At 31.3% G+C, this 11105-nt stretch carries 13 protein-coding genes and 2 pseudogenes; 4 read left to right on the top strand and 11 right to left on the bottom strand.

The genetic code is table 11. The features are described 5' to 3' along the window. Positions 1-70 precede the first annotated feature (70 nt). Positions 71-310, top strand: a pseudogene (locus B5P40_RS33780) (hypothetical protein); the annotation flags it as partial. A 590-nt stretch (positions 311-900) separates the two neighbouring features. Here B5P40_RS33780 and B5P40_RS25715 read toward each other — a convergent pair. The 5 genes from B5P40_RS25715 to B5P40_RS25695 form a co-directional block, all read right to left on the bottom strand. Continuing rightward, positions 901-1092: an aspartyl-phosphate phosphatase Spo0E family protein gene (locus tag B5P40_RS25715; protein ID WP_165690451.1), complete on the bottom strand. Its 192-nt coding sequence runs from the start codon at positions 1090-1092 to the stop codon at positions 901-903. Between the two features lie 213 nt (positions 1093-1305). Next, complete coding sequence (gene hfq, locus B5P40_RS25710; protein ID WP_181150790.1) at positions 1306-1491, bottom strand: RNA chaperone Hfq; 186 nt, start codon at positions 1489-1491, stop codon at positions 1306-1308. Beyond that, positions 1491-2348 carry a hypothetical protein gene (locus B5P40_RS25705; protein WP_113710134.1) on the bottom strand — a complete coding sequence of 286 codons (858 nt, stop codon included), beginning with the start codon at positions 2346-2348 and terminating at the stop codon, positions 1491-1493. The genes hfq and B5P40_RS25705 overlap by 1 nt, the downstream gene beginning before the upstream one ends. A gap of 399 nt (positions 2349-2747) precedes the next feature. Beyond that, a complete protein-coding gene (locus tag B5P40_RS33775; RefSeq protein ID WP_000479685.1) occupies positions 2748-2951 on the bottom strand; it encodes a hypothetical protein in 204 nt (67 codons plus the stop codon). 874 nt (positions 2952-3825) lie between these two features. Further along, positions 3826-4935 carry a serine hydrolase gene (locus tag B5P40_RS25695; RefSeq protein ID WP_070146413.1) on the bottom strand — a complete coding sequence of 370 codons (1110 nt, stop codon included), beginning with the start codon at positions 4933-4935 and terminating at the stop codon, positions 3826-3828. Positions 4936-5330: 395 nt separating this feature from the next. Here B5P40_RS25695 and B5P40_RS25685 point away from each other — a divergent pair, with 395 nt between their 5' ends. Then, positions 5331-5630: a hypothetical protein gene (locus B5P40_RS25685; RefSeq protein WP_044797605.1), complete on the top strand. Its 300-nt coding sequence runs from the start codon at positions 5331-5333 to the stop codon at positions 5628-5630. A gap of 15 nt (positions 5631-5645) precedes the next feature. Continuing rightward, complete coding sequence (locus B5P40_RS25680; protein WP_113710132.1) at positions 5646-5933, top strand: hypothetical protein; 288 nt, start codon at positions 5646-5648, stop codon at positions 5931-5933. Between the two features lie 679 nt (positions 5934-6612). Here B5P40_RS25680 and B5P40_RS25670 read toward each other — a convergent pair. The 4 genes from B5P40_RS25670 to B5P40_RS25655 all read right to left on the bottom strand — a co-directional run bounded on the left by B5P40_RS25670 (position 6613) and on the right by B5P40_RS25655 (position 9423). Beyond that, positions 6613-6822, bottom strand: coding sequence for a hypothetical protein (locus B5P40_RS25670; protein WP_081321629.1), 210 nt, complete (start codon positions 6820-6822; stop codon positions 6613-6615). Positions 6823-7372: 550 nt separating this feature from the next. Further along, positions 7373-7774: a hypothetical protein gene (locus B5P40_RS25665; RefSeq protein ID WP_002187915.1), complete on the bottom strand. Its 402-nt coding sequence runs from the start codon at positions 7772-7774 to the stop codon at positions 7373-7375. A 32-nt stretch (positions 7775-7806) separates the two neighbouring features. Beyond that, positions 7807-8136, bottom strand: a complete 330-nt coding sequence (locus tag B5P40_RS25660) for a YolD-like family protein (RefSeq protein WP_002187914.1) — start codon at positions 8134-8136, stop codon at positions 7807-7809. A 15-nt stretch (positions 8137-8151) separates the two neighbouring features. Further along, the gene (locus B5P40_RS25655) at positions 8152-9423 is read right to left on the bottom strand and encodes a Y-family DNA polymerase (RefSeq protein WP_113710130.1); all 1272 of its coding nucleotides are present in this window, start codon (positions 9421-9423) and stop codon (positions 8152-8154) included. A 463-nt stretch (positions 9424-9886) separates the two neighbouring features. Here B5P40_RS25655 and B5P40_RS25650 point away from each other — a divergent pair, with 463 nt between their 5' ends. After that, positions 9887-10111 carry a helix-turn-helix domain-containing protein gene (locus tag B5P40_RS25650; protein WP_113710129.1) on the top strand — a complete coding sequence of 75 codons (225 nt, stop codon included), beginning with the start codon at positions 9887-9889 and terminating at the stop codon, positions 10109-10111. 1 nt (position 10112) lies between these two features. On the opposite strand, the gene B5P40_RS25645 is transcribed toward B5P40_RS25650, so the two are convergent. Beyond that, on the bottom strand, positions 10113-10727 hold the full coding sequence (locus B5P40_RS25645) for a replication-relaxation family protein (protein ID WP_113710128.1): 615 nt from the start codon (positions 10725-10727) through the stop codon (positions 10113-10115). Further along, positions 10666-11105, bottom strand: a pseudogene (locus tag B5P40_RS25640) (FtsK/SpoIIIE domain-containing protein); the annotation flags it as partial. The gene B5P40_RS25645 and the pseudogene B5P40_RS25640, both read right to left, overlap by 62 nt.

Here is an 11105-nt window from a genome sequence, read left to right as displayed (position 1 = left end):
GTAATATTATCAGTATGTCCAAATTTAAGAGATTACTTGCAAGAGTTTTGGAGTTTTTGCACCAGAACCAGAGTTCGCATTGTATAACGAAAATTTAGATTAAATTGCATCGGATTTAGTAACAGAAGGCTTAGACTATATCTATATGGAAGATATACCTGAAAAGCAATCTCCTGCTTTTCAGCATTTTGTAGAAATTGAATTATCACCATTTCAACAAAAACTTTTACAACAATTAGCGCTCAAACGAGGATGTTCAACAAGAAAAATGGCATATACAGTATTACATTTCATGTTGCAGAAAAAGTAAAAGAATCCAACGTTTAACGAAGGATTCTCATACCAGGTGTTCGTTGGCAAATAGCTTCACCAAAGGAATTGAGTCTAGCCACTCAATTCCTTTTTTATGTTATAAAAAAGAATGTAATTTGTCAAAAAGCATTTGTTATAGAATAACAAATGCTTTTTGTAGAACTTGAATTGAACACTTTCAGAAAGTATTTATATTGTTTGCCTTTTTCTCTTGAAAAATTGTACCCTCAATCACTAATTTTAACATAGAATATAGAAAATGTAGCGTTTTAATATCAAAAAAACCATTGGTTTTATATGGATTCTTTCTTTATAATAATGAAGGGTAGTTCCCGAATGTAGATAGGCTCTCATGCAAGAAAAGCAAGAGAGCCTATCTACATAAAAAAAGATTGGATATTTGCCAACCTTTTGGTGTAAGGGGTTTAATGACAGCTTGTTATTACAACTCTTTTTTTATTTCAATAAATTTAATCAGAAAATTCATTCTTGCATTTTTTCTCAATATATCATTTCATATTTTTGGATTATAATATAGTTAATTCTTTTTATTTCTATATCTTTCTCTTATCTTTTTGTTATGAATCCTTATTGAAAGAATTCTTTTTTTATCCTAATTTTTTTGTCTAATCGATATTTCCCCATTGCTTCATAGATTAAAAGGTCTAATTTTTGACTAAAATCAATTACTTTTTGATGACTAAATCCATATTTTTTTACAAGATAGCTCAATTCTTCTTTTTGATCTTCTATCATGTCATGTAGTAATTTCATATCCACTTTTTCTTTTAAACTCCTTTATACATAGAATCTCGAAAAAATTGTACCCAAAAAATTGCAAACAAAAAACAAGGCTGAAACCAGCCTTGCTCTAAAGGAAAAAAACTAACTCTTATATCTAAGAGTACATTATGTATGGAAATTTTTGAAGTGAGATACATTCATAAAAGGATAAAAACGTTATCATTGTGAGACTTTTGTGTCGGTTTTGTTTTATAAAGAAATAGTCGAAATTGCTTGTTTATAAAGGAACTGTTGCTTTCCATCACTTAGAACTAGTACCGTAAATTTATCAACAGCGACAATTTTTCCAGGGACTCTAACACCATTTTTTAGAAAAATCGTTACTTTTTTCTTCTCTTCTATTAACTTCTCATAAAATTTTTCTTGTGTATGCATCATTTAGATGGTTGCAACTCCTCTCCTTTTTTGGAACGGTTCATAGCTTCTAAGAATAAATATTCTTTTACTGTTAGCTCAACCGTTGGGCAATATTCAACCTTTGATAATTTGTGAAATAAAGAAATGTTTTCTTGTAATTTTTGAATCATTTCATCTAAAGTGATTTCTCCTACACCGTACTCGATTACTGGATTTAAAAATACGTCTACATCTATTAGACTTGGTTCAATTAGGGAAACAATTTCCTGTATCTTTGGTAAAATAACTGTTTCATAACGTTCTTTGAATAGTTCTAAGTCCTCTGGTGCGGGTTCATTATCACATAGCTTTCTAAAAGATAGCACACGAATATCATTTTGTAATGAATCAATACGCTCTTCATAAAAAGCCTTGTCGAACCCTTCTTTGTCAGCAACATCGTAATGAAGTTCTGTTTGTGATCTAGTTTTTTTCTTATAAGAATCCATGAGAATTTTCTCTTTTGCATTAAACATTATGATAAAAACGGTACGTTCTAGATTCATGATTTGGTTTGCTACGCTTAATGTTTCATCTAACACTTTTGTGCGTTCTTCTTCACTTAACTTTTTTATAGAGGATGGAACAAGGTTTTTGACATTCTCAAACGACTCTGAATTTGTAATGTGTTGAAGAGAAAATTGAGCGACCTCTGGTAAACAAGGATCAGTTGTTTTGTCTAAGAGTAACAAATCTTTAATCGTTCGCACTGTATTTTTGATCTCTTTTTGAGCTTGTTGAACTTTTTCTATGCTTCTTTCCATGTATTCTGGTTGTTTAAGACGATTGAAAATGTATTCTCTTCTTTCTTCAAAATGTTGCTGTAAAAGTGACATAGTAATTTCCCCTCTCTAAACCCCTAAACTCAATTAATTTTCCAACTATATTTCATATACCATAAATCCTGTCACTTTACCTATAAGTTTGCCGCAATTGGAAGCATAAACTTGCCGAAATTCACTTGTTTTAGAAGATATTTATCTAATTGTTCAAAGAAAATGGAAGCATAACTTTGCCGTGGATTAATTATTAACCCATAAACTTGCCGTGAATGCTGTTTGTTTGTAATAAAGTTTGATCAAAAACATGCTACAAACGTTGATTTTATAATAGATTCTTTTCCAGTAGATTTAAGATTGGTTTTTATAAAAATGGTTGATTAAAATTACACATATTAACCTTACTATGTGATTCTCTGATTAATAAAACGCAAAAAAATTTGGGAATAGTAACATCTATACATTACCATTATCCTTTTTTTTATAGAAATGGTTCGAATTCTCGACAATAATCCATCCTATAGTTATTAATGTTATAGAAAATAATCTAAGACCCAATCTATACATATAATCTAAATCTTTAAGATAAAAGAAAGATAATATCCCTATAACAGCACCAATTATCCCAATAATCAAACCTTTATATTTTTGTAAAAACATATAGTTACCCCTTTCATGTAAACAAAATATTCCATATTTAAACAATACCGAATTATGGAATATTTTTAAAGGATTAAAACGTTTTTATATTCAGTTTATATATCATGTTTCTTTTATTAATAAAAATATCCCTATAGATAAGTAAACCCAAAGGGATAAAACGATCAACTTTTTTATAATCGGTACGAATTTATTTCAAAGCTACAGGAAGCATAAGTTTGCCGCAAACAAAAAGAACCATAAGCTTGCCGTTTCGGAAAACTTATGGTTCATATTACAAATACTGTGATTTGAATCATAAGTCCGCCACAATTTGAACCATAATATTGCCAGAAAGCATTATTTTTAGAGAAAATTCTTGTAATATTTGAAGCATAACATTGCCATAAATCTTTTTTAAACTCATAAACTTGCTGTTCAGTTTAAAAAATGTTTTAGACTGAACATCCTAGATCTAATGGGATATTGCTATTCGTATTTGTCTAATTAACTAAAATAAAGATTTAGACTGACAAATCGTTTATATTTCATGATAAGAGTTTTATTAAAATAAAGTATTAGACTGAATAGTGAATATAAATTTTATGTAATGGAAATAAGGAGAATTCTGAGAAATTGTATTTGATAAAACTAAAGTTTAGGAATTTTTATATTTCACAACCGAAATTTGAGCCAATTCGCAATTAAATTTGAGTCAATTGAAACGAGTGAAATTCACATACTTTGAGAACATATTTTCATATCGTATAGGCTTGACATGGATCCCATACGGGCATGATTACTTTGCGAATGTTGCGGTGGACAGGGATTTCACACCCTCACAATGGTATCATGCCCGCCTCTCCATATAGAGATGGTGTGGTCGATCTCTGAATTAATCTAAATTTTCAATTAAGAGATCTCTGAATTTTTGATCATTCAAAGTTTTTAACACGAAATCATTGTAATGTTCACTCAGGTTCATATAATCAGTTTCATTTAAGTCATTAAACATAAACACTAGTTCCGTCATATTTCCCTCTTTATCCTTTGCATAAAGGGAGTTTGTTAATAGAAATGCTGTTGAACCACCTTTTTGCCCTACATGTATTAACCATTCCTTGTTATTTGGATTCTCCATAGGCCATTCGACAATCTTGTCTAACTCTTTCTGCACATTCTGTGGGAAATAGTCTTTACGATTCAGTCGTTCCATCAATAGAAGATAGTCTTTTGCGGATGCGGCTGGTAAATTATCTGACCATATTCTTTGAAATTCAATATCGCCTAGGCATGGGATATTACGTTGTTTAAATTCAGTAGAATTTTTCATCCATTGGTGAATCTTAATAGATTCCCTAGCAAATTCTTGTTGTGACATAGCTTTCATTTTTATTAAGGTTTCGTTTTTGGTTAAATTCTCTTCTTTTTTTAAATTGCCAGCAACATATAAACTAGATACAAGTGGATATAATTCTTGATGATGAGGTAATTGTAAATTTTTCATCGTTTGATTAATATTTTCCAAACCTAATTTGTCTATTAAATAATCAGCATTTGCATTGGAACTAAACTGCAACATTCCTTTTGCAATTTGTTCTAATGTTACTTGATTATTTCGAATAATGTTTTTTTCATTTAAATAACGAATCCAATTAGGGTGGTTAGAGGCATCTGTATCTTTTATATAATATGCTTCTAAATCACTTAAGGGAATTTGTTGATCAACTTTAATCGTTCCTTCAGCAGATTGTTTAGCAAATTCTACAGCAATAATTAGTTTCATCATGCTTGCTAAAGGAATTACCTCATCAGAATTTATACTTACTAGATTTTTTCCATTTCTTTGTAGAATAAAAGATACATTTTTATCTGTCTTATGTGTCTTTAAATATTCCATAACAAATTCATAACCTTCTTTTTGTTTTGAAATATTTTTATATGCAATAAAGAAAATTGAAACAATTAGTAATATAATGGCTAGTTTTTTAATAGATTTCAACACAATTTCTCCCTCTGTATGTCTAATAATTTTGTAAACTTTCCTAATATAATTTTAACATCAATTCCCATTATGTTACACACTTTACCAAGTGACATTTCTCTAAAATAAAATTCACAAAGTTAAGGTGGCTCAATACAGAACCCTATATACTTAGTTTTAGGTTACGCAAAAATGTTCGGTAATGAAAACCACGACTTTATTAACCTTAAAAGAATGAAAGACTCAACTACTTTAACGCTTAGTGCCGATTTGTTTTTGCTCTATATACAAGCTGAAAAATTCGTAAAAGATAATGTACTAGTAACTAGTTAAATAAAATCACATTTAAACAAATCTTTCCCACCATATTTTCCTTTTCCAATAGTATGGTGGGAAAAACGTAAAGGGTGAGAGAAATGAAAGGGAAAGAGGGAACGAAAGGCTTTTTTGTGTTTAGTAAGAAACATGGGAGGACTTATGTTTACTTAGTACGTGCTACTTATAAAAATCAAAAGAAGAAAAATATTCCCTTGTTTTCATTCGGTCGATTAGAGGATGCTCTCAATAATATGTATGATTGGCGTGATAATTTTGATCTATTTCCTATACTTTTATCTGAGTTAGGATACTCCTGGGAAGATTTACACGAATGGATCTTAACTTTAGAGACTGGTTATAGCAAATACGGAAGAAAACTTTGCATAGCTAACGATTAGGAGGGGGTATGTATTATGGAGAACTTTTTGAAAGAAAAACATCGAAGAGAAAAGTTAGAACAAATTTTCAACCATACAATAAAAGGACAAAGTTATTTCCAATGCGATTCTTTCAAGTGGAAAAATATCGCATTTAGACATTACAATAAAATTAAACGAAAAGAAATGAGTGTAAAACAGCTCGTTTTAGCAATACAAAAAGAAGGAATACATTTTACACAACATCCATCTTTAATGAAATATCCCCTCATTGATTTTTTAATTCATATTGCGAAAACCTGTAAGGAAACCATAGAAATTTAATATGACTAAGAAGTCTTTTTAAAATTAAATATACAGCAATTCTGATTGCATAAAAAAGAAGTCTACAATGCTGTGTAGATTTCTTTTTTATGCAACTATGTCATTTTATTACTCAATTTTTAATTGCTTTTTAATTTCTTTCCACTCTTGGCTAAGAGAGGGATTTAATTTGTAAAAAGTATTACTTGGGTCTTTCAGTAAAAGTATAGTTGTAAGTGCTTTAAGTTTTTACTATACAGTTGGATTATATATAACCAGCAACAAAACCGTTATTATTACCGCTATTACTATTGTTGATATTTCTTTTCTTCCCGTTCTTTCTGCACGTGAAACATTAATTGAGCCAGCTATCATAAATAATAATATTGATAGCATAAAAGTAAACTCTAAAAATTCAAGAAATTCTGTTAAGGGGTTTTTACTTAATGTGCTAAGAGGGGTCACCATACATGCCCATCAACTTAAGAAATTTTATTACCCCCCAAGTACAAAAAAACGTTATTCTTTCTAAACAAGCTAGATTAGAAGGAATAACGTTTTCTGTGAGTTATGGATATAAATTTATCTTAGGTTGATAGAGATGTGTTTGCACAACCTACTCCTGACAATAACATGACTGGAACAACTAAAGCTAACAGTTTACGTTTCATACTCACCTACCCCTTTGTTTGATTATCTGTTACTTAATCTTTTTCATTTCTTTATGACCTTTATCTATTAGCTTAGAAGCGGTTATTAATTCATCACTCGCTATTTCTACACTTACTTTATCTCCCATAGATAACCCAGTTTGCATATGCTCTACTCCTGCCTTAACATATGTCATTGCTTCATCTACTTCCTTCTGTACAAGATAATACTTTTGGTCATACGTTTCTTTTTTGTACATTTGTTTATTTCTTTAGGTTTTTAGATGTGTTACGTTTATATTGTAGTAATAACTAACTTTGCAGCGCATCTTAATAATTACGTAACATGCTAAATCTCTTGTGATTCATGGGATTAACATAATTTATGAAAATATTTTATGAAACAAGACTGGCGGTCCACTGCAAAATTTGCAAACTAGTATCAATTAGATTCCTTGCTGTACAAAGATTCTATCACACTTTTTATGAGGGGTTTTATCTAAACGTAGTGGGATATAAACTATGTTTTAACTCCTTATAATATTGGCAGCTATAAGTTTTATCTAAACGTAGTGGGATATAAACGTAAACAAATGGGGTATATTCCGCCTCTAGGTCACAAGTTTTATCTAAACGTAGTGGGATATAAACGTACCTAAAACAGATTGTGGAAGGCTACCTTTGATGGTTTTATCTAAACGTAGTGGGATATAAACAGCATTAACATCTTTTGTTTCTTATCAAACTTCAGGGTTTTATTCGAACTATGTGGGATATAAAATTTTGTAATGAAACCATAGAAATAGAGTCCTAATTAAAAAGGGCTCTATTTCTATGGTTGATACCTTCAAATTTTTTATCTTTCATTAGATCAATTTCACATTCAAGTTCTTTGGTTTCTATATTTAAAAAGTCCATTGTTATTGCAAGAACCTTTCCATCTTTCTCTCTCTTAGATCCCCATAAACGAACAACCCTATTGATTTTACTATCTTCATATATAATTTGAACTGTTCTTAATTCTTCTCCCTCCACAAATTCACGATGTATCCAACACTCTTTAAATTCCAAATTCTCATCAGATTTATGCATGTTATATTTCAACATTACTTCTTCTAATTCTGGAAACACCAAGCCTTTTTTCTCCAAACAAATATACTCAAAATCCCAAAACTCTCTAAAATGATAGATAAGCTCTTTTTGACTTTTCATCATAATTCCCCCACCCCATAAATTTTGAAGCGTTATGTATATTTGATATCTGTTACATGATTAATTTTAATATATAGTACATTATCCTGTTGGTTCCTAAATCTTAATTCATTACAGACCATATCGTAGTAATGAATATAACCCACTTCCAAATATGCTTTGTTTTGTTTTTGATATGAGATGCTTACTTGCTTGTGTTCAGCAATTGCACAACACACAATATCATTTATAAGATCTAATTTTTGTTCATCTAAAATAGGCATCGGTACTTCATTTTGCTTATCATATAATTCATTTAGTCCTTCAAATTGTTCTTTTATTGCTGAAAATGGAACCCATCGCATCATACCTCTATCAATCATGTTCCGTATTCCTCCTTATGCTTTATGTCCACCTATTTTTCCGTTTCTTTCCCTTTGTGTAGCCCCCTTAATGTAGCTAATACCCCTCATGATTGAATTCTTACCATGTTTGTGCCGTATACTATCCATTGTTTTTGCTAATTTCCTTTTAGTACCTTTTTGGGAAGTATCTTCGAACAATGACATTTGAATTGCATCATCCCTGGTCAAATTTTTTAATGTAATGTGTATTTGGCGTACCGGATGACCAGAATGAAATCTTCTTAATAGTTGTAAAGAAGCCTCATATATCTCTTCTGTTAAGCAAGTAGGTTGATCCAAGGTAATCGCTCGTTTAAACCCTCCACCGATGTATTTGCTATAACCTATAGAAAGCTCAACCGTACGACAGCATTTATCTAAAGATCGTAAGCGAAAACAGGTTTCTTCTATTTGTTCTAGAAGAAGCATTTTTAATTTTTTGGGGCTAAAACAATCCTCTAACAAGATTTGTCCTTTTGTTATAGAGGTACTTTTAGGAATGTATTTATTTGCAATCCGGCTCTCATCAATACCATATGAGAAGCGATATAACTCTTCACCTTTTACTTTGCCAAATCGCTTTATTAGATGCTCTTTAGGTGTTTTTGCAACATCCTTTAAGGAATATAGTCCCATACTGTGTAAGGCTTCCTGAGTCGCCGTACCAATTCCCCATACTTTTTGAAGAGGTTTGATTTCCCATAATTTCTTTGAAACATCTTCGTATGTCCACATGGCAATCCTAGAGTTTGAATGTTTACTTTCCACATCTAGAGCAACCTTTGAGAGAAATAGGTTAGGTGCAATTCCAATGGATGCAGTTACACCAGTTGTATCAAATATCTCTTTTTGAATTCTTTTAGCAATTACAATCGGATCACGCCCGAAAAGGTGAGCTGTTTGTTGCATGTCTAGAAAGCACTCATCAATTGAGTAAACGTGTAGATCTTCAAGCGCTACATATTTTGTATAAATTTCCGTAATTTGATTTGAAATTTCAACGAATCTTCTCATTGTTGCATTCACAATAATTATGTTTGGATCTTTTGGAATTTCGTATAACCTTGTTGCTGTAGAAATGCCCATTTTTTTCAATTCAGGAGTGGCAGCCAGCACAATAGATCCTTTTCTATTTACGTCACCAACAACAGCTAATTTTACTTTTAATGGATCTAATCCCCTCATGACACACGCACAACTGGCAAAAAAAGAACAAAGGTCTATGCAAAGAATCATTCGATTCATGCACTTTGAATAATCAAACATCGTTTTAGCCTCCAAGAACAGAACGTTTGTTCTTATTATAAACCTTTTGTTTCGTGTCATACAACCATTTAGAATATATTTTTTTATTATCATTATGGTACGTGAAATTATTAATTTAATTCTTCAATATTCGACGACTCAACAATATGATATCTCTTAATTTATTAAACTTGTTTTCATTGCTCCATAAATTTAAAAAAGCCTAAACCCTTGTGTATCAATAGGTTCAAGCTTTTAATTTTATAGGAATACCCTTTGCAACAAGTTGCCATTAGAATAGTGTATCAGCAACTTGTAGCTACTTATATGAATGCTAGATTCCTCAAAATTATTACATATTTTTTTATCCCGTTCTCTTTTAAACTATATGCCGTATCCAACAAAATTATTCACTTATCTAAAGTTTAGAAAACTAAAGATTTGGACATGCTTTTAATAAAATCAAATAATTGAGGTGAAACGCATGTCTTGGTTTAAAAAGCCTAGATCTAATTTAGGTAAATTTTTAGACAATCATGATATTAAACAAGTAGATTTAGCTCAAAACTCCGGTGTGAGTGAAGGAACGATTAGTAAATTGTGTCGAGCAAATACTTTTTATCCTTCATTTAAGAATGGACAAAAGATTATTAAAGCGCTGAAGAGAATGACTCATAAAGAAATCCACCAAGATGACTTTTGGATGTAGTTTAAAATATATCGTGCATTATAAAAGTTCTCATAAACACATTTTGTTTTACAGCATATTGTTCTAATTTGGATTGCCGATAGTCTGATAATGTGAAAAAGATAATTACTGGAACAATAGCATTCTGTCTTTTGTAGATATCTGTTATATGGCCATATAACTGTATTTTATGTTCGTTTGCCTTCATATGTTGCATACGATCTATTTCAACGAAATGGGGGACATTACCTTCAAAATACGTTGCATCAGGAATAATCTGATACCGTTGACCATTAATTGAAAACTCTATAGGTCTTTCTGTTTTCCATTCTGGAAACCCAAGCCACATCCAGCTTTCATTTCGCATTAATATGTGCTGTAATTGACTACTTTTCTTCACTTCTTTTGTAACGCCTAATAAATCCCGTCCCTTTTTGTTTAAATAATATACGTGTTCACGAGCCACTATTGTAATGTGACAATATGAATGTAGATCCTTTAGTACACGATTTGCATTTCGAATACTACCTAGAGCATGAATAGCTTGTAATTGCCTCCTAGTTGCAAAATCTAACTTACTCAAAGTGGATAAAATCTCGATTTGTCTCGCTTTCTGTTTGAGTGTTTGATGCCTCATGCTGTTTCACCACCTTGTATTGCTTCAGTAACTTCCACATGTCTGTATCCTTTAAATAAGGTACCTGGATTTCTTCTGTGCGATCAGTCTTGAATAATGCTCTTCCTGGCAGGGATGGCAGATCCTCCAGTCCTGGTTCATCCAAAGCGACTTGGGAAGCAACCGCTGTTGGTAATCGAAAACCTAGCTTTGCATCAGCATTTTGTTTAATTTGTCTTGGCAATGTATCAGAGGTTGGATATTGTGTACAAAATATGAGCCGGAATCCTAAACCACCTCCGATTCTTGCGATTTCAGATAACATCTCCTGACACATGAATAATACATCACGTTGTTTTTTAGGTAATCCTTGTGTCGGACAAAGATTTGCTCCTTCAT

The organism is Bacillus sp. SRB_8 (assembly GCF_003264205.1).
Taxonomy (GTDB): Bacteria; Bacillota; Bacilli; order Bacillales; family Bacillaceae_G; genus Bacillus_A; species Bacillus_A mycoides.
The sequence above is the reverse complement of the archived record's forward strand: the minus strand, read 5'-3'. Positions and strand labels throughout refer to the sequence as shown.

Excerpts from the sequence above, each read along its gene's own strand:
- hfq (WP_181150790.1), bottom strand. The coding sequence starts at position 1,491 with ATGCATACACAAGAAAAATTTTATGAGAAGTTAATAGAAGAGAAGAAA.
- B5P40_RS25705 (WP_113710134.1), bottom strand. The coding sequence starts at position 2,348 with ATGTCACTTTTACAGCAACATTTTGAAGAAAGAAGAGAATACATTTTC.
- B5P40_RS33775 (WP_000479685.1), bottom strand. The coding sequence starts at position 2,951 with ATGTTTTTACAAAAATATAAAGGTTTGATTATTGGGATAATTGGTGCT.
- B5P40_RS25685 (WP_044797605.1), top strand. The coding sequence starts at position 5,331 with ATGAAAGGGAAAGAGGGAACGAAAGGCTTTTTTGTGTTTAGTAAGAAA.
- B5P40_RS25680 (WP_113710132.1), top strand. The coding sequence starts at position 5,646 with ATGGAGAACTTTTTGAAAGAAAAACATCGAAGAGAAAAGTTAGAACAA.
- B5P40_RS25670 (WP_081321629.1), bottom strand. The coding sequence starts at position 6,822 with ATGTACAAAAAAGAAACGTATGACCAAAAGTATTATCTTGTACAGAAG.
- B5P40_RS25665 (WP_002187915.1), bottom strand. The coding sequence starts at position 7,774 with ATGAAAAGTCAAAAAGAGCTTATCTATCATTTTAGAGAGTTTTGGGAT.
- B5P40_RS25660 (WP_002187914.1), bottom strand. The coding sequence starts at position 8,136 with ATGATTGATAGAGGTATGATGCGATGGGTTCCATTTTCAGCAATAAAA.
- B5P40_RS25655 (WP_113710130.1), bottom strand. The coding sequence starts at position 9,423 with ATGTTTGATTATTCAAAGTGCATGAATCGAATGATTCTTTGCATAGAC.
- B5P40_RS25650 (WP_113710129.1), top strand. The coding sequence starts at position 9,887 with ATGTCTTGGTTTAAAAAGCCTAGATCTAATTTAGGTAAATTTTTAGAC.
- B5P40_RS25645 (WP_113710128.1), bottom strand. The coding sequence starts at position 10,727 with ATGAGGCATCAAACACTCAAACAGAAAGCGAGACAAATCGAGATTTTA.